Below are 19,763 nucleotides of genomic sequence, written 5' to 3'. Positions count from 1 at the left end.
CAGGTCAGCGCCAACACCGAGGGAACCGGAGAACTTCATTATGGAAAACCCGAAGAATTCGGCCTTTGGGGTTGGCAACCCTCTGGGCCTGGCGCAGGATAGCCAGATGTCACCGACTCAAGATGTTCAGGACTCCGCTCGGCTGTGGCTGTCCATCAAGCCAGTGAGCGAGGTTCGCATGGAGGACTTCGCAGCGGTAGTGAATCCTAAGGAAAGGGGGAAGCACTGCTGGTGCTTGTCGCACCGGCTGAGTGCTGAAGATATCAAGGAGCGCGGGCGCTGGTGACCGGTTCGCCGCCATGCGCTCATTGAGCCATGAGCCGACTGCGCCCGGGCATTATCGCTTATCAAGACGTTCCCAGATCCTAATGCTGGTGAAGACCAAGTCGATCAGGCCGGTAGACGAGGTGGATGCGTGGTGCATTATTTGCATGGTGGCACGTCCCGGATACCGGCGCCAGGGAGTGAACCGCAGGAGGCTTCAAGGAGCCGTGGACTTATGCCCGAAGCCTTGGCACACCGGCGGCGGAGGCCAACCCTGTGGATGCCGAGGGACGCATGGATCTGACCATGGCATTCGCGGGAACCCGGAAACTATTCGAACAGGCTGGATTCGAGGTCATCGCAGTCAGCGATGCCCAAGTAAGCCGCCTGTCCCGCTTGATCATGAGCAGGGTGCTCTGAGGATGCAAGCGGCAAACATTCACTTTAACTTCAACTGCTGTCCGGGCGCTATGCACTTTCTCCGTCTAGCGTCGATAGCATGGGACGGCTGTTTATGGCGATCGGGGATTCCTTCACCGAGGGCGTGGGGGACTGGGAACCAAGGCTGCCCAACGGGGTGCGCGGCTGGGCGGACCGCGTAGCCAAGCAGCTGTCCAAAGCTGATCCGGAGTGGCAGTACGTGAATCTGGGAATTCGCAGCCGGCGGCTCAAATCTGTCATCGAGGAACAGATCCCCGTGGCCTTGGAACTCAAGCCGGAGGTGATTACCTTCTATGCAGGCGGCAATGACATCCTGGAGTTCCGCAAGGACATGAAGCAGTTCCTTGGCCAATACGAGCAAGCCGTCGACGCATTGGTATCCACCGGTGCCAAAGTCTTGTTGTTCACCGGGTTCGATATTCCCGTGCACCCGGTGCTGGCTCCATTCAAGCGGCGCAACTGGCGCTTCAATGAATGCGTGCGCCAGCTCGCCGAACTCTACCCAGATTCCGTGGTGCTGGTCGACTACTGGAACTGGGAAGTCTACCGGGACAAGCGCATGTGGGATATCGACAAGCTGCACATGAACCGTGCGGGCCATCGCTATATGGCGATCAGGATCCTGGAGATTCTCGGGTATCCTCACCAGCTCGTTTTCGATCCCTTCGGCGCCGCGGACCGAGTCGGCTTCTGGCAGGCCACGCAGCGCGACCTGGAATGGCTGCGGCAATGGGTGCTGCCGATGTTCGGCAGGCGCATGCGGGGCATTACGCTGGGCGACGAGCTGCGTCCGCGCTGGCCGGAACCGATGTACCCAGCCAAGGGGATGAAGAAGCAGTTCCGCAAGCGCCCCAAATCAGAAGAGCCACGGCACTTGCGGAATTTTGAGATCCGCTAGCGGCTTTCTAGACCGGGTTCTCCATGGCCGCCGGGCTCATCCACGCGATTTCCCAGACGTGGCCGTCGGGGTCTTGGACCGCTGCCTGGTACATGCCGGGGAATGGCTCATCTGCCGGACGGTAGATGCTGCCGCCACCAGCCTCGGCGCGGGCGACGAAATCATCGACGTCCTCGCGGGTCTCCGCCGAGAGCGCGTTGAGGGCTTCGCGCAGTCCGCTCCCTAGCCCCGGCTTATCGCCGTTGACCAGGAAACCTGCAAAGAATTCCTGCTGAAGCACCATCACGAGGATGTTCTCGTCGATGATCCATGAGGTGGCGTTCTCATCGGAGAACGTCTCGTTCTTGGTGAAGCCCAGCGACTTGTAGAACTCGTCGGCTCTGGCCAGATCGGCGGTTGGGAGGTTGACGAAAATCATTCGGCCCATGGGTCTCTCGCTTCTGCATCGGTGGGAATTCCTTGGTGCAAAATCAACTTTGCTGGACGCGCGAACCCAGCGCAAGAGCTATGCGCGTTTTGCCTGCAATTGGAACAGAGCCCCGCCGGGTGCGCAGCAAAGTGCGGCCGAGCGGGGCCCTGGATCAAAGCCTGGATTATTTGGAGGCTTCGGGTATCGGCGCGGAAACTAGATCAGTGACTTGGTGATTTCCAGCGGAATGCGATCGCGGGTGTAGGTGATGTGGTCGTAGCCGTGCGGCTCGGGCTTGCCATCTTCGCCGATGTTCACGAAGACGATCTTCTCGATGGTCAGGATCGATTCCTGGGTGAAGATGTTGCGCACCTCTGCGCGCAGGGTGACCGAGGTTCGGCCGAAGTCGATGGCGGTCAGGCCCATTTCGATAAGGTCGCCTTCTTTTGCCGAGGCGATGAAGTTGATCTCGGACATGAACTTGGTGACAACGTGCTTGTTGCCCAGCTGGATGATCGAGTAGATCGCAGCTTCTTCGTCAATCCAACGCAACAGGCTGCCGCCGAACAGCGTGCCGTTTGCGTTTAAGTCTTCTGGGCGAACCCACTTGCGCGTATGAAAAGTAATACCCTTAGCCATACACAAAATGTTAAGTCAGACTAGGTCCTTTGCGCTGTTAGATGTTCCACAATGTAGCTGAAAACACATGTGATCCGATCCGTATGCCGTGGCCAGCTGGCAAGCGATAATGGGTAGAGTGGGCTGTTCCGCAGATGCCTTTCGCCCAAGCTGTTGGTAGGGTCAAAGTAAGTATCGAAACGCAGTTCCCAGTAGAAGGAAGGTGCAGATGAACTATCCCTCGGAGGGGAATAACGAAACCATTCCCACCGACTTCGACGACGTCGTTCAGCATGTTTCGACCGGTGCGTTGGAACACGACCGTATCGACGCGCTGCTCCAAGAAGCCCATGAGCGCTACGCGGATGCAGATGAGGGCCTGCTGGCCCACTACATTCCGATTCTCGGCCAAGCAGACCCAGATCTATTCGGTATTGCCATGTCCCACGTAGGCGGTTCGGTGCATACTGTGGGTGACTGCGATTACCAGTTCTCCATCCAGTCAATCTCCAAAATGTTCGTCTACGCGCTGGTAGTCCAGGAGCATGGACGCGAAGAAGTGCGCGAACGCATCGGCGTGAACAACACCGGCATGTCCTTCAACTCTGTGATGGCCGTGGAACTGAACAACGGGCATCCAATGAATCCCATGGTCAATGCCGGTGCCATCGCCACGACGGCGATGATGCCCGGGAAAACCGCTGCCAAGAAATGGGAGAACGTGCGTGAAGGCCTTTCGGCTTTTGCCGGACGGCCGCTGACGCTGGATGACGAGGTCTACCATTCCGAGTCACTTGCTAATGAGCGCAACAAGGCGCTAGGCCGGTTGCTCAAAAGCTATGGACGGCTGGAAAACGACCCGCACGACGCAGTGGATGTCTACACCAAGCAGTGCTCGCTGAACGTCACCGCACATGATCTGGCGGTTATGGGCGCAACACTGGCTGATGGCGGGGTGAACCCTGTTACGGGCAAGCGAGTAGTGGATGCGGATGTTTGCCGCGATACTTTGGCGACAGTTGCCTCCAACGGCTTGTATGAGCGTTCGGGGGAGTGGCTGTTCGAGATCGGCATCCCTGCCAAGTCGGGTGTCTCCGGGGGCATCGTCGCGGTAGCTCCGGGCAAGGGCGCCATTGGCGCATTCTCTCCACCATTGGATATGGCCGGGAACTCGGTGCGTGCGCAGCTAGCTATCGGCCAGCTTTCACGAGCCATGGGCCTGAACCTGTTTGCTTCGGCACCAGAAAAGCGGACCTGAGATCATTGTCTTCGTGAGTCGACCTATGCTTCATGGGTAACGCAGGTTAGGACAACACCAAGTCCGAGGAGACTTACCTCTAAGAGTTCTACCTCGATGGTATCGCTGACCCAGTCCGTGCCATCGAGGTATGGCGTAATTTTTACTGTTGTGGTCACTCCGGCTTTAAGTACACCCGACGGTTTGTAAGTGTAAGTATTTCCATCGACGATGTCGCTGCTGTCAGTGTCTAATCCGATTGAAATAGTACTGCCCCAAGAAACGGCGTACTTGATGGAACCTTCGGCAAAACTTTCTGCGCCAGAAGGTGGGGCCCAATTCAGGACTACCCTGTCAGATAAAAGATCGCCTAGGAGTCCGCTGTCCTGGCAAGTCATTTGGGTGAAAGTCCCGAGGTTGGCAGCGGACAACGTTGTTTGGGTGAATTCATGATCAGTCCATGCCGCATCTGTTGAAGAGATTCGATCTGTTGCGACGCCAAGAAGCAGGGCCGAGGTGATCGCGAGCGCAGGAACGGTCAGAAGTGCCTTGCGGGAATTGCGATGGTTTCGCTTTTTCGAGTTAGGCATCAATATCACCGGGAACTTTGGAACGGCGAGCCAATAGAGTTCCCAGAGCAAGGGTGACAAGGCCTATAACGCTAAGCAGGAGCACGTTCTCAACGCCTGTAGGAGGAAGTGCCTTATTCTCCTCTTTTGGAGTGGACGGAATGTTGGGGGTGTCGTCGGGGCTAGTGGAAATTGTTTCCCCGGAGCCTGAAGCGCTGAGCAAAATGGTAGCCGAAGCATCATGAACAGCTTTGGCTGAATCAGCCACCAGGTGTCCGGTGATTACAACTCGTTGTTTCGCTGAAGCGCTGAAAGCAACGATTTTCCGCTCTTTTACCGCGTTCAAATCTGCGGTTTTGAATTCTCTGGTTTCCCACGGCGAGCCATCGGGACATCCGGAGTCCAAGGGCAATTCGAGCTGCACTGCACAATTGGTGACAGCGAAAACTAGTGGAAGCGTTGCATCGCTCTGAGCGGGGCCGGACATAATCGATAACTCGATCGTTCCATCGTCCGGAGCTACTGACCAGGTATCTACAACCCAGCTGGCAGAGCTCCCAGGGCTCATCTTCTTCATCTCTGCGGAAGGCAACGACTCCATCTGCAGATGCTGACCCTCGATGCGGACCGACTGCTCGCCAGAAACCTCGGACGGCATGAAAGCAGTTACCGAAGCAAACAGTAGCAGGGGGACGGTCAAGGATTGAACCCCTCCTTGTTGGGGCTTGAGAACGCGAGTTTCAGCATCCTCCGCTCCCTCATCGCGCGGCCAGAACGCCCATACTACGAGGCCAGCGGCACCGAGAGTCAGGCCCCCAGCAAGTACGGCGAGGTGAACCATTGGATTACTGGAGCGATCCCCGGGACGGAAATGAATACGCGCTTTACCGTAGGGACGCTGTATGGCTGGACATCCGCAGTATCGTTGGCGTCGCCTTGCATCCGGAAAACAGCGACCCCGTCATCTCGGATTTCCTGGATCTCGATCACGCGGTGCGTGACCGGAAGTTCGCTTTCCTTCTGCTGGACGGTGACGATATCTCCCACCGCTATTTCTCCAGCGGGAATTTCCTTGACGAAGGCGATAGAGCCGGCAGTGATGGTAGGACTCATCGAGCCGGTCCGGAACATCATGATGGAGATGTTTAAGGCGATTCCGAGCACGACAAGGACCAAACAGATGGATCCTCCAAGGGCCAACAAGGTCAGTCCGAAGTCGACCAAACGCGTTGCCAAGCGGGGCTTGGCTGCTGTTTCGGTACGTTTCCGGATCAACTCTTCCTCTATCCATGCCTATTCGCGGACGGTGCAAGCAGCTCGCATCGGGCGGTTGCCTTGACGCGAGCTGCTGTGGCCGTAAGTGGGGTCATCTGCACTCAGTGTGCTCGTGGGCGCTTATTCGACGGAGGCAGCCTCAAACTGCCATGTCGCATTGTTGACCTGACCTTCATCAAGACCTGCTCCGGCGTGGACTTGGAAGCACAAGGTCACAGGAGCTCCAGTTTCAGTAGTGCTGGCACCTTTAGCCAGGTTAATCACGGTTGCGCCAGAGACAGATCCGAAAGCCGTGCCGTTCGCAATAACTTCGTTGCCAGCAGCTGGGATGGCATCCTCGGTGCAGGCTGCCATGTTATCGACGATGAAAATGCCGTAGGTGAGGTTTGCGGAGTCACCCGGTGTTGTTTCGGTCGCCGAGGAACTCAGTAATTCGACTGTTGCGTCATAGGTGGTGCCCGCGGCAGTGCGCAGTGCAAATGCGCCAGCAACAGTGGTGTCCGGGCTCAAATTTTCAGCGGGATTTGGACCGTCTGGATCAAGAGAGAAAGAGATGGCGGCTGCTTCTCCTGGTATTTCGTTTTCGTCCCATGCTGCGCCATCGGTACTGCCTTGGACGTTGAATGAACCTGCGGTGAAATTGCCAGTGGCCCATTCCTGTTCGGTCCAGGCGGCCAGCGTTACCGCTGCTCCAACACCAAGGACCAGTCCGCCTGCGAGCAGAGCTTTGACCTTACGGGACTTCTGGTTCGAAGCAGCAGCCATGAAATTACCTCCTGAAGTGTGTGAGCAGTCCGCAAGAAAACGTGGAATCGTCTCTCAAATTAGCAAAAGGAAGTTGACGCTTCAATATTTCCAGTAGAGAATAGTCCCCTTGAAGGATAAATTGACCGGACGGATACAGTCCGTAGGCGCACAGGATATTTCCTGGAGTTCCAAACTAGCCGACAGGCCTACAAAGTTAGACAACTGGGTTAAGCGCGAGTTAAGCCCCGAACCTAACCCAAACCAACCGCTTGACGCCGTTCGAGGAATACCGGCTTGGCGATTGAACGCGACGCGGAGAACTTAGCTTCCGTGCTTCGCTGGCCTAATGCCAGGGCTGCCAGGTCTTCGCCAATGGCGGGAACGAACTTGAAACCGTGTCCGCTGAACCCAGCTCCCACCGTGAGCGGTCCGAAGCGGTCCAGGATGAAGTGCTCATCCTCGGTATTCGCGTAGGTGCAGGAGACGGATTCGAACGTAGAGGGGTCTGCGCCGGGCAGCCAGCGCTCAGCGTATTGCTGAAGACCGCGGATCTGCTTATCGATCACTTGGTGCGGACGGTGATCGGGATCGATCACGGAACCGGAACCGTGCCAGCCGACCTTGATGCCTTCGCCCGGGGTATGCATGCCGTAGATCGGACCGAACACCGGCGACCCGATATCGCGCGAGGGATCGAGGACGTGGTTGAACCCCGGCCAGGCTGCCGGTAGATCCGTTGCTGCGAAGTGCACCGGATGCTCTTCGGTCACATCGATCGCGGGAAGATGAACAGCAACGCCCAGCAGCTTCTGGGTCCATGCGCCGAGAGTGCAGATGACATGACGGGCACGGATGCGCTGTTCCGAAGCGCCGTTGTGGAAGCTGACTTCAACGCAGTCCTCGGACAGAACAGAAATCGAGGTGACTCGCTGGCCATGTTTGATCGCTGCTCCGGAACTGCTGGCAAGCTGCTGCAAGGAAGTGACGGTAAGATCCGCATTGATCTGGCCGCCAGCGGGGACATGCAGGACTTCGGTTTCGAACTTCATCCCGGCAAAACGATCTTCTGCCTCGGAGATGCCCAGCAGTTCGCTATCGAACCCTGCTCGGGACAAGGCGGTGTGCATGGCGTGCTGTTCGGCGACGATTCCGTGATTGACCAGCCCGGTGCGTTTGAGTAGTTCAGTGCCTGCCAGAGAGGAAATCTCGTCCCATAGGACATTGGAACGCTTCAGCAGGCGCACGTATTCCGGCTCAGAATAGGCAGGGTTGAAATTCCGGGTAGCTCCATGGGAAGCGCCCTGAACATGCCCGGGGGAGAAGCGTTCCAGCAGCAAGACCTCATGGCCTGATTGAGCCAAGGACCAAGCAGCCGCCGAGCCCATCGCTCCGCCACCAATCACCAGAAATTCAACATCGTTGCCCATCCCCTCAGCTTAAGATCCCAAGATCACTGCCGTGGAACCGGAAGTCTCATTGATGCTCAGATAACGTAATAGAAGACCAATACGTGAATGGAGACGGTGTGGAACTGGCAGCAGTGCTCGGATTGGCCGCAGCCGTCTTCGTCGGAGCTTCAACCCAGCGGATTTCCGGAATGGGCTTTGCCCTGGTTTCCTCTCCTTTCTTGGTGATGGTGCTCGGCCCGCACGAAGGCGTCATGCTGGTGAATCTGTTGGGCGCCTGCAGCAGCCTGCTGATCTTTGCCCAAGTCTTCCGTCAGGTTGAGTACAAGAAAGTGCTGATCCTGCTGATCCCGGCCATGCTCATGACACTTCCTGGAGCCTGGGTCGCAACAGCGTTGGATGGGCCGCTGCTCTCCGTAATCATCTCGATCATGGTGATCCTCGCACTGGCCTCCAGTTTCATGATCCGCAATCTGCCCATGGGTCAAAGCAAATCACTAGCCGTTGGAGCCGGCGCAGTTTCCGGCTTCATGTCAGTTACCGCCGGAGTTTCCGGCCCGGCCATCGCCGGGTATGCGATAGCCAGCCGTTGGCCGCAAGCCCAATTCGCCATCTCCGTGCAGCTGTACTTCCTGGTGCTGTCGTTGACTTCGCTCGCAGCCAAGGGCGGGATGCCTCAACTGCACTGGCAACAGTGGGCTGGTTGCTTCGCTGCCATGGTAGTTGGCATCCTGCTGGGCAACTTCTTGGCACCGAAGATCCCAGCTAAGTACAGTCGTGCCTTCGTCGTGCTCATTGCCTTCAGCGGTGCGGTGAGCCTGATGGTCAACGGATTCATGGCCCTGTAGCCCCGAGGGCGCTGAACGCGGCCGGGTACGTTTTAGCAAAGAAAATGAGAGAATGTACTACGTGCATTCCCAATATCCCGATGTCATTCTCAGCAAGCGAGTCACCGAGCTCGATATTGAACGCCGGGCCCTCTGGGCCGGTTTATTCTGCTCCCTGTCTGGGCTGATTGTAGGATTCATCGTTTTCGCCGGAACACGTCCGGCATTATTTGGGAGTTTATCTGTCGGTGCCGTTTCGGCAGTCACCGGTGCCGTCTCCGCAGGAACCAGCAGCGCCTACGCCTTCCGCACGATGCTGCGTGCCCGCGAGCCCTGGCTGAAAAGAATCCCCAAATGGCGTCAGGTAGTGGTGGCGCTGGGCCTGGTACTGGTACATGTAGCCAGCACCGTGATGATCCTTCTGGTGGTCTTCCACCTGTTCCAGCAGGCCTTCTATGGGCTGCACTTGGACGTGCTGGCAGGGTCGCTGGCGGTCGCCGCGGCCACCGGCATCGCGGCGTATCTGTCGTTGGAAGCCACCGCGCGTATCAACGCTGAAACCTTGTCCGTGGTCTTGGGCATTTTCATGGCTGCCGGCGTGCTGATCAGCATGCTGCTTGCCGAAGACCAGGGCTGGTGGAAGAGCATGTTCTCCTCGCTGGGAACAACCCAAGCAGGCATGGGCTCCTTCTGGACCTTCAACCTCACCCTGGTGATTTCCGGACTGGTGCTGGCTGCTTTTGCCGAGTTTCTGACCCGTGACTTGGTGCGCCTTTCCCAGACCTACCGCTGCCGCCCGAGCCTGGAACGCTACAAGCTGGCACGGATGGTCCGCCCACGTCCGCGAATCGTGCGCTGGTGCCTGCTGCTGGTCGCGGTCGCCATCATTGGCATTGGAATGGTGCCTTACAACCTTTCGATAGAAGGGCACTCGGCATTCGTGCAGTTGGCCTCGATCTCGATGATTATCCTGCTGCTTGGCACCGTGGTGCTGCTGCCGGGGTATCCAGCGGTGTTCCACCTGCTGTCCTACACAGCCGTTGGCGCCATCTGGGTCGCCTTCCTGTTGTGGACTGAATGGTCCTATTACAACCTCACCGGCTTTGAGCTATCGGTAGTTGCCATCTTGTTCAGCTGGATCTCCGTATTCATCCGAACCACCTCCGCAATGACCCAGGACCGTTTGGCGCCGCGAACCACCCATTCTCCATCCGAAGTTGCCAAGAAAACGAAAAGTTCCTAGCCAAACAGGTGTCCAAGAGCCGAGCAGTGAATATCCGTCGGAAGGCTGAAGAATTTAACTGTTGATGGCCGGTAGCCTGAAAATATGTTGATCACAGAGAAGCTCTACCTGTTGATGGCCAGCGACCGCGAAAAGCCGGAGTCGGTTGTATCAGCTACGGGGTACGGGATGAATGCGGCACTCATATCCGATTTGATGATCGCCGGCCGCGTGGCGCTCAGCGATGACCAGCAGCGGCAAATCCAATTGATCGGTGCCGGGCCATGCCCAGACCCTGTCCTGGCAGCTCCACTGGCAAAGCTTGAGAAAAAAGAGCAGCTCTCATTGGATGAAGCGGTCAGGATTTCTGGCCTGTGCGATGCGCGATTGGTTACCGATTCCCTGGCCAAGGCTGGCATCGTGGAATACGGCGAGCGGACCATGCTGGGGATGGGCAAGAGGAGCGTTCGCATCATCAATGAGCAGATCCAGCGGCAAATCAGGGCGGACTTGCAGGCCGCCTTGCATGGGCACAAGACTCCGGGGGCCAGTGACATCACAGTCTTGTCAATCATCCAGGCGATTGGGCTCGCCCCGGAAGTGCTCAAGGACGAGCTCGCTCCGATGAGTACGGGCCAAGCCCAAGCACGGATCAAGGAACTGGCACAGGATTCCCCGGTGGCCGACTCTGCGCAACAGGCCGTCGCCACCATGAACGAGGCAATCACGACCCAGCGCATCATTCCACCAGCAACGGGTAAAGGCTAGCCGTTTCGTGAATTTCACCCATGGCCTCAGGCCATAATGAAGCTGAACCTGATCTAGGAGCCTGAATCATGCGCGCTGTCATTGTCGAAACCCCCCGGAAGGCCAGAAGACCTGGCAATTCATGAACGCGCCATTCCGCAACCGAGTTCGAACGAGGTGCTGATCCGGGTGGCTGCGGCGGGTCTGAACCGCACCGATGTCATTCAGCGTGGAGGCCGAGCCAATCTTCCCGAAGGCGCCAGCGACATCCTCGGGCTGGAGGTTTCGGGAACCATCGCGCAACTGGGTTCCGATGTGTCCGGGATATCGGTGGGTGATGAAGTTGTGGCACTGACCGACTCCGGCGGCTACGCGGAGTATGTGGCGGTGCCTGCTGGGCAGGTTGCTCCCCGTGCCACCGGGCTTGGATCTTTTGGATGCGGACGGGATTCCGGAAGTAGCGGCCACCGCGGTGCTCAATGTGATGCTCAACGGGCGCTACCAAGAAGGTGAAACCGTGCTGGTCCACGGCGGCACCGGTGGCATTGGGGCTTTCGCGATCCAGCTGGTCAAGGCGCTGGGCGGCACGGTCTTTGCCACAGCGGGCAGCGCAGGGAAATGCGCCCGAGTCCGTTCGTGGGGTGCCGATGCCGCGATCAACTATCGCGAAGAAGAGTTTGACCAGCGGGTGCAGGACCTTGGCGGTGCTGACATCATCTTGGACACCGTGGCGGGTTCTTACCTGCAGCGGAATCTCAATGCCTTGAAGCCGGGCGGACGCATGATCACCATTGGCAAGCAGGGCGGTGCCAGCGACACCCTGGACTTCAGCATGCTGATGAAGAAAAAGCTGACCTTGATCGGCAGCTTGCTGCGGGACCGCACCACGGAAGAAAAAGCAAGGATCATGGAAGAAACTACCAGGATCGTTTGGCCGCTGCTGGAGGCCGGGAAAATCCAGACCACCACAGACCGGGTGTTCGCGCTCAGCGAGGTAGTTGCCACCCACGCGTACTTCGACTCCGGGCAGCATATTGGCAAGGTGCTCTTGGACTGCCGGAGCTAGCCAGACTCAGCGCAGGGTGGTCAGGCCTGCATCCATGACTACCTGCACGGTAGCGCGGTAGTGCTTGTCCAGCAGCTCGCCGAGCTTCTCGGAATCACGATCCAAGGCGGCGTTGAGGATTTCCTGGTGCTCTTTTTCCACGTTTCGCTTGCCTGCAGCTGGTGAAGGAGCGGCCCAGCGCCGGTACAGCTCGGTGAAATTCGAGAGGTCGGCCGAGAGCTTGAGCATCGGCTGGCAATTGCAGGGCACCAGCAGAGCATGATGGAAATTGCGGTGCGCCTCGGACCATGCCGGGTTGACGGTGCCAGGTTCCTCGGGCAAGCGCCGCGGGGTGCGCGAAAGCTGATGGTGGGCAGCGATCAACTCCGATTCCCATGCCACATCTCCTCGTTCCACCGCCAAGCGCGCAGCCAGCGCTTCGGTGGAGCACCGCAGTTCGGTGATATCAGCCAGCTCGCGCAGGTTCAGATCCGGAACGAAGAAACCGCGGTTCGGACGGATGACCACCAAATTCTCGCCAGCCAGCCGGGTCAGGGATTCACGGATCACTGTCGTGCTGGTTTCGAATTGCTCCGCTAAAGTGGTCGGCTGGAGGCGGTCACCGGGGGACCACAAACCATCAAGGATGGTTCGGCGGATACCCTCCAGGGAATGGACTGATGCCTTTGCCAAGATGACCCCTTCAAGCGTGATCGATTAAATCTGATGTTAATAACAATAATCATATTCTTCGCAGGGGATAGATAATCCACGCGCATGACGGAACAGAAGACTCGGGCAATCGCTGGTAATTCGCCAGAGCTGTTTACCTTCCCTGGCATCGGATCTAGGCTCGGGGCATGTCAGTGAAGATCCGCACGATCCAAACAGCAGTTCCCACGACGGTCCTGGCCCAAGAAGAAATCCGCGATGTCTTCGCAAGCCAGCGGAATCTCAGCAGGCTGGGCCAGCGGCTGATCGCCACTTCGTTCAACTCAGCGGCAATCAGCACCAGATACAGCTGCGTGGATGAGTTCGACCTTTCCCTGCCCGAGCCGCAAAGTCCGCTGTTCTACGACAGGGCGGAAGGCAAGCTGCTTTCGCCGACTACTGCCGAACGCAACCGCATCTACGCCCAGCAGGCCAGCACGCTGTTCATCGACGCCTCCCGACAAGCCCTGGAAGCTTGCCCGGACCTGGTGCCGGAGGACATCACCCACGTCATCACCGTTTCCTGCACAGGGTTCTACAACCCGGGCCCGGACTACCAGATCGTGCGCGCGCTGGGGCTGGCGCCGAGCACCGTGCGCCACCACCTGGGGTTCATGGGCTGCTATGCGGCCTTCCCAGCGCTGCGTGCGGCCCGTGACTTCTGCCTGGCCGATCCGCAAGCCACCGTGCTGGTGGTCTGCGCCGAGCTGTGCACCTTGCATGTGCACAGCTCCAATGACCCGGACACCATCATGGGCTCGGCCATCTTCGCCGACGGCGCCGCGGCGGTGATCGTCTCGGCACAGGGCGCAGGAGCGCTGGAAATGGACGGTTTCGAAACCGTGCTCACCCCGGTGGGCGAGGAATCCATGGCGTGGAATATCGGAGATCACGGATTCGAGATGGTGCTGGGCACCTATGTCCCGCACATCATCGATGATCACATCACCGGGGCACTGCACCCGCTGTTTGCCAAGGACCTGGACCCGGAACTGACTGTGGAGCGCATCAAGCATTGGGGCGTGCATCCCGGAGGCCGGGCCATCTTGGACCGGGTGCAGAACCGGCTGGGCTTGGATTCCGGGCAGCTGGAGCCAGCCCGAGGCATTCTGGAGCGCTACGGGAACATGTCCAGCGCCACGGTGCTCTTCGTGCTCAAGGAAATCCTGGAAGCCGCCGCCGCGGGCGACGGCGAAAGGGTCTGCGCCATGGCATTCGGTCCGGGGCTGACCGTGGAAACCGGGATGTTCACCGTGCGCGGGCAAGGATAATGTTCCGGCTGGAGCGGGCAGCGGACGCCATCGAGGAAATGGACCGCCCGGATTGCGACCCGGAGCTCCTGCGGCGCACCTACGCCCAATTCCCCATAGTGAATCGGGCGGTCGCCGGATGGCGGGACAATTATGTGCAGCGCATCCGTCCGCTGCTGGCGCGCCGAAGCCGGGCACGCATCCTGGACGTGGGATGCGGCGGGGGAGACATCGCGGTGAATCTGGCCCGCTGGGCGCTTGCCGATGGATTCGAGGTGCAGGTGTGCGGCATTGACCCGGACCCGCGGGCCATTAGCTATGCCCGGCAAAGGCTGGCGCGCGGCAAGCTGCCTGGCGGGGTGCTTGAATTCCGCGAAACGACCAGCACCCGGGTGGTAGCCGAAGGCGCGCACTTCGACGTGGTGCTCTCCAACCACCTGCTGCATCATCTGGACCCGGAACAGCTGCAGCAAGTGCAGGTCGATACAGAGCAGCTGTGCACCGGCATCGGACTGCACAGCGATATCCGGCGCTCGCCGGTGGCACTGGGATTGTTCGGGGCGGCCACTTTGCCGCTGGCAGGCAGCTCGCTAATCCGGCGTGATGGCCTGACTTCCATTCGGCGCAGCTACGTTCCGGTGGAACTGGCGCGGCTGGCCCGCCAGGGATGGGAAGTACACGCACAGCGCCCCTATCGAAACCTCTTGTTCTGGGAAGCGGCCGGCAGTGGATGAGGCCGCGATCATCGGCGCCGGACCGGTAGGCCTGGCCCTGGCCATCCTGCTGGTCCAGGAAGGACGCGCGGTTCGGGTCTTCGAGCAGCGCACCGCCCCGGTGGAGCACTCGCGCGCCATTGGCCTGCATCCTCCGGCACAACAGATCCTGGAGCAGCTCGGGGTGGGAGCTAAAGCGCAGCACGCGGGGGTGCAGATCCGCGGAGGGCTGGGCATCTCGCGCGGGCGCAGCATCGCTGCCATGGATTTCTCGGTGATTGGCGGAGCCTACCGGCATGTGCTCTCCTTGCCGCAGCAGTGCACCGAGCAGTTGCTGCGCGAGCGCTTGGAAGACCTCGCCCCGGGATCGGTGGAGCGTGGCTGCGCGTTTGAGCGGGTGCTTTCGCAATCGCAGCAGACGGTGGAATTCGCAGCTGGAGGCGTGGTGCATCGGGCCCGCTGGTTGGCCGGTGCTGATGGGGTCCGCTCCGCGGTCCGTACGGATCTCGGTGTCCGCTTCGCCGGAAAGAATCATCATGGCTGCTACCTGATGGGGGACTTCCCGGACACTACGTCGCTGGCGCATACCGCGGCCTTGTTCCTGCATCCGCACGGGATCGTGGAATCCTTCCCGATGCCTGGCAGGCTGCGCCGCTGGGTGGTGCGTTTCGAGAAGAACCCAAAGGACACTTCACCCGAACTCCTGGCCGAAACCGTAGGCCAGCGCTCGGGCTATCTGCTGAATGCCAGCAGCTGCACGATGTCCAGCCTCTTCGGCACCGCCACCCGCTTGGTGCCTTCGATGGTCCATGGGCGCGTGCTGCTGCTCGGGGATGCCGCCCACCAGATCAGTCCGATTGGCGGGCAGGGGCTGAGCCTGGGATTTCAGGATGCGCAGGCGGTGGCGCAGCTGGTCATTGGCGGTGGGCCCTTGCAAGCAATCGATGACTTGCGGCTTCGGGCTGCCCGCAGTGCGGCCCGGCGTGCGCAGGTGAACATGCTGCTGGGAAGGGCGCTGCCAGGCTGGGCCGTGCCGCCGCGCGACGCGGTGTTTTCCCGGTTGGCAGCAAGTGCCTGGCTGCATCAATGGGTGGCGCGGGACTTCACGATGACTGGTCTTCGGAGGCGCTGAAGCTGGCAGAAGCCTTGAAGCGCCGGCTCCTGGAACCGGCCAAGGCGCATCGTGGCTAAGCTGGAGGTGCGGCATGGTTTGCGCGTGCCCAAACTCACCGCCAAATACCCGTGGATACATGAAACAATAGGTAGCAATGACTTCCATCGATTCCACCCCACTTTCCGCTGAAGAACGCAAGGCCCTGCGCAATGAGCAGGCCGCGGCCCAGCGCGCCCAGCAGATGCGCATCTCCAACTCCCGAGCCGAAGCCGAAGGCCGCGCTCAGGTCATTCCAACCGCAGAAGGCTGGAAGCAGGAGATGGGTGCCGATGGTCGTCCGGAACTGCAGTTCTCCACCAAGCGCCGCGTTTCCCAGCCGCCAACGCACCTGGCCGACCTGTCCCTGGCCGAACGCCAGGCGAAGCTGAAGGAACTGGGCCTGCCCGCCTTCCGCGCCAAGCAGCTCTCGGTGCACTACTTCCAGCACTACACCACCGACCCTGAGAAGATGAGCGATCTTCCCAAGGAGCGCCGTGCTGAACTGGCCGAGGCCATGTTCCCCAAGCTGCTCACCGAAGTGAAGCGCCTGGAAACCGACGATGGCAAGACCATCAAGTTCCTCTGGCGCCTGTTCGACGGCTCGCTGGTCGAGTCCGTGCTCATGCGCTACCCGGGCCGCATTACCCTGTGCATCTCTTCGCAGTGCGGTTGCGGCATGAACTGCCCATTCTGCGCCACCGGCCAGGCCGGGTTGACCCGCAACATGTCCACCGCAGAAATCCTGGACCAGATCGTCCAGGCCAACCGCGTCATCGCCGAAGGCGGCCTGGGTGGACGCCAGCACCCCGATGAGCGCGTAGGCAACATCGTGTTCATGGGCATGGGCGAGCCACTGGCTAACTACAAGCGAGTCATGAACGCCGTGCACCGCATGGTCGCCGACACCCCTGAAGGCCTGGGCATGGCTGCCCGCGGTATCACCGTCTCCACCGTGGGACTGGTTCCGGCGATCCGCAAGTTGACCGAGGAGAACGTCCAGGTCACCTTCGCGCTGTCGCTGCATGCCCCGGATGACGAGCTGCGCGACGAGCTGATCCCGGTCAACTCGCGCTGGAAGGTCGACGAAGCACTGGATGCCGCGTACGACTACTACGTGAAGACCGGCCGCCGTGTCTCCATCGAGTACGCGCTGATCAAGGACATGAACGACCACGAATGGCGTGCAGAAATGCTGGCCAAGAAGCTGAACGCTCGCGGCCGCGGCTGGGTGCACGTGAACCCGATCCCGCTGAACCCGGTACCGGGCTCCATCTGGACCCGAAGCGAACCGGACATCACCTCGAAGTTCGTTCGCCGCCTCGATGAGCTCGGCGTGCCAACCACGCTGCGTGATACCCGTGGCAAGGAAATCGACGGAGCCTGCGGCCAGCTCGCAGCCGACGGCGACAAGTAGCATTCACTATGGAGACCAGCTTCGGCTGGTCTCCATAGCTCTTTAACGAGCCGGTTTGGTGCACTCGCGCTGTGCTTGGATGTATGGTTCTCATATGGCCGTTTCAGACCCGCTTTTCCTTGATAAGACCAATCCAGATGTCAGAGTCCGAAGTCGTCAGCACAGATGATCGCGTTGTTCAGAGAGTTGTTCGCAGGACTATGGATCGTTTACATGTCACTACTTGTGCGCACGACCCGACGTGAATCGTCCCGGGTTTCATGCCGTTCCTATTTGAGAGAATGGAACACATGCCCAAGCAGTACACCCCTGAAGTCAAGGGCCGTGCCGTCACCTACGTCCTGGACCGCCTGGACCGTTACAAGTCCGTCTACGGTGCTTGTCAGGACCTTGCCCCGAAGCTGAACATCGGAGCCGAAACCCTGCGCCGCTGGGTCGTCCAAGCCCAGATCGATGCCGGGGACCGCATCGGCCCCACCAGCGAGGAGCTCGCCGAGATCAAAGCGCTTATGGCCAAGTTCAAGGAGCTGGAAGAGACCAATGAAATCCTCCGGCAGTCAGCGATTTTCTTCGCGAGGGAGCTCGTGGTTGGGTCCCCGGAAAGTAGTCCAGTGACTATGTGAGTACTCGTGTCCGACAATGGACACAGGAGGAATCACAGAAACAATGGCACGCAGACACACACCAGACCAGGTCATCGCTAAAGTCCGCCAAGGACAAAAGATGCTCAACGACGGACACCCGATGATCGAGGTCATCAAGGAACTTCAGATCACTGAAGCTACTTGGTACCGCTGGATCAACCAGTACGGGTCCGAGAAAAACGCTGAAGCCAGCAAACGTACCAAGGAGCTAGAGAAGGAAAACGCGCGCCTCAAGAAGCTGCTCGCTGATCAGATGCTCGCCAACGACATCCTTACTGAGGTTGCCAAGGGAAAATTCTAAGCCCCGAACCACGCCGCCGTGCTGTACGGATGGCGATGGAAAAATTCGGGGCATCCGAACGCTTCGCTTGCCACGTTCTGGGCCAGAACCGCTCTGCACTACGTAAGAAAAAAACACCGATGAGCTTTGACGAAGCGCAGCTACGAGCCGACTTGAGGGCTGTCGCGTCTAAGCATCCAACGTGGGGCTGGCGCAAAGCCCGCTGGCACTTGCTGGCCACCGAACGATGGAAAGACACTGTCTTGAACAGCAAGCGCATCCGACGATTATGGCGAGAAGAAGGCTTGGTCTGTAAGCCCAAGCGTCGAAAGAAGCGGCGCACCGGCCCAGACGCTGGGGAACAGAAGCGGTTGACCGCCGAGTACCCGATGCATGTACTGAGCTTTGATTTCCAGTCGGATGTCACCTCTTGTGGCCGTCATATCCGGTTCTTCAATGTCATTGATGAGTACACGCGGACCGCTTTGGCGATCATTCCCCGCAGGTCTTTTAAAGCTGCTGATGTGGTGGCTGTTTTGGAGGACATCATTGCTGAAATTGGGATCCAGCCAACGTTTGTGCGGTGTGATAACGGGCCTGAGTTCACTGCTGGCGCGCTGGTGGATTGGTGTAACACTGTGGGGGTGTCCACTGCGTTTATCGATCCGGGCTCACCTTGGCAGAACGGTTTTATCGAGTCGTTCAATGCGCAGTTCCGGCGTGAACAGCTTTCCGGGGAAATTATGGACACTATGGTGGAAGCGAAGTATTTGGCTGATGAATGGAAGGACATTTACAATCATGAGCGTCCCCATGGGTCTTTGGATGGGTTGACGCCGTCCCGGTTTTGGGATGAGTGGGTTAGAGAGAATCAGTTAGCTATCGCATAGCTGCTGGACTGCTTAAAGGGACCCAACCACTCGACCCTCGCCGCCCTCTTCATCCCCATGAAACTTTTCAGACCTTGCACGGTATCTGTCCCGACCCGATAGATAGATAGATAGATAGATAGATAGATAGATAGATAGATAGATAGATAGATAGATAGATAGATAGATAGATAGATAGATAGATAGATAGATAGATAGATCGACTGCGTTCTTGCACGTGCTGCAATTAGAATTCTGAGAGTTACCTGAATCTCCCCGAGTAGACCTGTGTTGTTCCACCTGCTCGGCTTATGATCGAGATGCGAACTCACGCGGCGCACATAATTGAATAACCTTTTCGCGAGGTCGAGCAAAGCGTTCCGGCCCACCCGGAACGCTTTCTCATGTTTTCTGCCAAACAGAGCAAAATAAACCGTCAACGAGCCCCTGGACTATACGAACTGGGGTGAATGCCAACATGTCAGAAAATCTTGCTCGCGTAGGCCTGATTCTTGGGGCTTTAATGGCCCACTTAGGGTTGACGGAACACAATAGTAAGTTAATCTTTAATAAAAGCGAATTGATGTGAATAAAGGAGACCGAACTGTGCTGAAGATTAAGAAGATGGTGACCGCCGGGGCGACAGCGCTCTGCCTGACCGCCGGGATGGTGGCTTTAGCTCCTGCAGCCCAAGCGGACACCCAGACTCGGTGGTACAACAACCTGCAAATTTGCAAAGCTGAAACCAATGCTCGGGTGAAGCACCTCCGAAACAAGGGTTACACGGTCAGTATTCAGCGGTATTGCAAGGGCGAGCAATACATCGGTTACATGCCTCAGTATCAAACGGTTCTTTACGTCAACTGACGCTCATCTGAGGAACAGCGGGTCTGCTGAAGGTTTGGTTGACGCTAAGGTTCATCAAGCAACCGTGATGCAAACAGAGCATCAGAGTAATCATTGGGTAGTTCTCGTTCGATCTGGGACATGTATCAACCACAAGTGCCGATGATGAAGCTCCTCG

23 protein-coding genes are annotated in these 19,763 nt (G+C 58.6%); 15 read left to right on the top strand and 8 right to left on the bottom strand.

Annotated features, from left to right (window positions below):
- The first annotated feature begins 106 nt into the window (after nucleotides 1–106).
- Both AARI_RS20175 and AARI_RS16505 read left to right on the top strand, forming a co-directional pair.
- Nucleotides 107–286, top strand: a complete 180-nt coding sequence (locus AARI_RS20175) for a hypothetical protein (RefSeq protein ID WP_231849406.1) — start codon at nucleotides 107–109, stop codon at nucleotides 284–286.
- A gap of 477 nt (nucleotides 287–763) precedes the next feature.
- Nucleotides 764–1,603, top strand: a complete 840-nt coding sequence (locus tag AARI_RS16505; RefSeq protein WP_013350381.1) for an SGNH/GDSL hydrolase family protein — start codon at nucleotides 764–766, stop codon at nucleotides 1,601–1,603.
- Nucleotides 1,604–1,610: 7 nt separating this feature from the next.
- On the opposite strand, the gene AARI_RS16500 is transcribed toward AARI_RS16505, so the two are convergent.
- Nucleotides 1,611–2,030, bottom strand: coding sequence for a VOC family protein (locus AARI_RS16500; protein ID WP_013350380.1), 420 nt, complete (start codon nucleotides 2,028–2,030; stop codon nucleotides 1,611–1,613).
- 198 nt (nucleotides 2,031–2,228) lie between these two features.
- Complete coding sequence (locus tag AARI_RS16495; protein ID WP_013350379.1) at nucleotides 2,229–2,651, bottom strand: acyl-CoA thioesterase; 423 nt, start codon at nucleotides 2,649–2,651, stop codon at nucleotides 2,229–2,231.
- A 208-nt stretch (nucleotides 2,652–2,859) separates the two neighbouring features.
- Between AARI_RS16495 and glsA the strand changes: the two genes are divergently transcribed.
- Nucleotides 2,860–3,888 carry a glutaminase A gene (gene glsA, locus AARI_RS16490; protein WP_013350378.1) on the top strand — a complete coding sequence of 343 codons (1,029 nt, stop codon included), beginning with the start codon at nucleotides 2,860–2,862 and terminating at the stop codon, nucleotides 3,886–3,888.
- A gap of 23 nt (nucleotides 3,889–3,911) precedes the next feature.
- Here the strand turns inward: glsA and AARI_RS16485 are convergent, their stop codons facing one another.
- The 5 genes from AARI_RS16485 to AARI_RS16465 form a co-directional block, all read right to left on the bottom strand.
- Nucleotides 3,912–4,457, bottom strand: a complete 546-nt coding sequence (locus AARI_RS16485; RefSeq protein WP_013350377.1) for a hypothetical protein — start codon at nucleotides 4,455–4,457, stop codon at nucleotides 3,912–3,914.
- Entirely contained in the window at nucleotides 4,450–5,136 is a 687-nt protein-coding gene (locus AARI_RS19965; protein WP_146041044.1) for an LPXTG cell wall anchor domain-containing protein, read from the bottom strand. The genes AARI_RS16485 and AARI_RS19965 overlap by 8 nt, the downstream gene beginning before the upstream one ends.
- A 107-nt stretch (nucleotides 5,137–5,243) precedes the next feature.
- Nucleotides 5,244–5,711: a signal peptidase I gene (locus AARI_RS19960; RefSeq protein WP_013350375.1), complete on the bottom strand. Its 468-nt coding sequence runs from the start codon at nucleotides 5,709–5,711 to the stop codon at nucleotides 5,244–5,246.
- Between the two features lie 120 nt (nucleotides 5,712–5,831).
- A complete protein-coding gene (locus tag AARI_RS16470; protein WP_013350374.1) occupies nucleotides 5,832–6,476 on the bottom strand; it encodes a SipW-dependent-type signal peptide-containing protein in 645 nt (214 codons plus the stop codon).
- Between the two features lie 233 nt (nucleotides 6,477–6,709).
- Complete coding sequence (locus AARI_RS16465; protein WP_013350373.1) at nucleotides 6,710–7,885, bottom strand: FAD-dependent oxidoreductase; 1,176 nt, start codon at nucleotides 7,883–7,885, stop codon at nucleotides 6,710–6,712.
- Nucleotides 7,886–7,983: 98 nt separating this feature from the next.
- Between AARI_RS16465 and AARI_RS16460 the strand changes: the two genes are divergently transcribed.
- The 5 genes from AARI_RS16460 (at nucleotide 7,984) to AARI_RS16445 (ending at nucleotide 11,726) form a co-directional block, all read left to right on the top strand.
- Entirely contained in the window at nucleotides 7,984–8,712 is a 729-nt protein-coding gene (locus AARI_RS16460) for a sulfite exporter TauE/SafE family protein (RefSeq protein WP_157867182.1), read from the top strand.
- Between the two features lie 52 nt (nucleotides 8,713–8,764).
- The gene (locus tag AARI_RS16455) at nucleotides 8,765–9,934 is read left to right on the top strand and encodes a hypothetical protein (RefSeq protein ID WP_013350371.1); all 1,170 of its coding nucleotides are present in this window, start codon (nucleotides 8,765–8,767) and stop codon (nucleotides 9,932–9,934) included.
- A gap of 84 nt (nucleotides 9,935–10,018) precedes the next feature.
- Nucleotides 10,019–10,681: a GOLPH3/VPS74 family protein gene (locus AARI_RS16450; protein WP_013350370.1), complete on the top strand. Its 663-nt coding sequence runs from the start codon at nucleotides 10,019–10,021 to the stop codon at nucleotides 10,679–10,681.
- 156 nt (nucleotides 10,682–10,837) lie between these two features.
- A complete protein-coding gene (locus AARI_RS20170; RefSeq protein ID WP_257998039.1) occupies nucleotides 10,838–11,173 on the top strand; it encodes an alcohol dehydrogenase catalytic domain-containing protein in 336 nt (111 codons plus the stop codon).
- A complete protein-coding gene (locus tag AARI_RS16445; protein ID WP_231849405.1) occupies nucleotides 11,073–11,726 on the top strand; it encodes a zinc-binding dehydrogenase in 654 nt (217 codons plus the stop codon). Before AARI_RS20170 ends, AARI_RS16445 begins: the two co-directional genes overlap by 101 nt.
- Nucleotides 11,727–11,732: 6 nt before the next feature.
- On the opposite strand, the gene AARI_RS16440 is transcribed toward AARI_RS16445, so the two are convergent.
- The gene (locus AARI_RS16440) at nucleotides 11,733–12,398 is read right to left on the bottom strand and encodes a GntR family transcriptional regulator (RefSeq protein WP_013350369.1); all 666 of its coding nucleotides are present in this window, start codon (nucleotides 12,396–12,398) and stop codon (nucleotides 11,733–11,735) included.
- A gap of 167 nt (nucleotides 12,399–12,565) precedes the next feature.
- On the opposite strand from AARI_RS16440, the gene AARI_RS16435 reads away from it, so the two are divergent.
- The 7 genes from AARI_RS16435 (at nucleotide 12,566) to AARI_RS16395 (ending at nucleotide 19,606) form a co-directional block, all read left to right on the top strand.
- Complete coding sequence (locus AARI_RS16435) at nucleotides 12,566–13,687, top strand: type III polyketide synthase (protein ID WP_013350368.1); 1,122 nt, start codon at nucleotides 12,566–12,568, stop codon at nucleotides 13,685–13,687.
- Nucleotides 13,687–14,400 (top strand): methyltransferase domain-containing protein, encoded by a 714-nt coding sequence (locus AARI_RS16430; protein ID WP_013350367.1) that lies wholly within the window; start codon nucleotides 13,687–13,689, stop codon nucleotides 14,398–14,400. Before AARI_RS16435 ends, AARI_RS16430 begins: the two co-directional genes overlap by 1 nt.
- Nucleotides 14,393–15,511: an FAD-dependent oxidoreductase gene (locus AARI_RS16425; RefSeq protein ID WP_013350366.1), complete on the top strand. Its 1,119-nt coding sequence runs from the start codon at nucleotides 14,393–14,395 to the stop codon at nucleotides 15,509–15,511. Before AARI_RS16430 ends, AARI_RS16425 begins: the two co-directional genes overlap by 8 nt.
- A 223-nt stretch (nucleotides 15,512–15,734) precedes the next feature.
- Complete coding sequence (gene rlmN / locus AARI_RS16420; protein WP_049862755.1) at nucleotides 15,735–16,946, top strand: 23S rRNA (adenine(2503)-C(2))-methyltransferase RlmN; 1,212 nt, start codon at nucleotides 15,735–15,737, stop codon at nucleotides 16,944–16,946.
- Between the two features lie 290 nt (nucleotides 16,947–17,236).
- Nucleotides 17,237–17,569: a transposase gene (locus tag AARI_RS16415; protein WP_049862681.1), complete on the top strand. Its 333-nt coding sequence runs from the start codon at nucleotides 17,237–17,239 to the stop codon at nucleotides 17,567–17,569.
- A gap of 43 nt (nucleotides 17,570–17,612) precedes the next feature.
- A protein-coding gene (locus tag AARI_RS16405) for an IS3-like element ISAar3 family transposase (protein WP_102597772.1) occupies nucleotides 17,613–18,760 on the top strand; the annotation gives its coding sequence in 2 pieces (ribosomal slippage) (nucleotides 17,613–17,886 and nucleotides 17,886–18,760; 1,149 coding nt in all).
- A 585-nt stretch (nucleotides 18,761–19,345) separates the two neighbouring features.
- The gene (locus AARI_RS16395; protein WP_013350364.1) at nucleotides 19,346–19,606 is read left to right on the top strand and encodes a hypothetical protein; all 261 of its coding nucleotides are present in this window, start codon (nucleotides 19,346–19,348) and stop codon (nucleotides 19,604–19,606) included.
- Nucleotides 19,607–19,763: the final 157 nt, after the last annotated feature.

The organism is Glutamicibacter arilaitensis Re117, from assembly GCF_000197735.1.
GTDB lineage: Bacteria > Actinomycetota > Actinomycetes > Actinomycetales > Micrococcaceae > Glutamicibacter > Glutamicibacter arilaitensis.
Note: the sequence above shows the minus strand (reverse complement) of the source record. Positions and strands in the feature narration are given on the sequence as shown.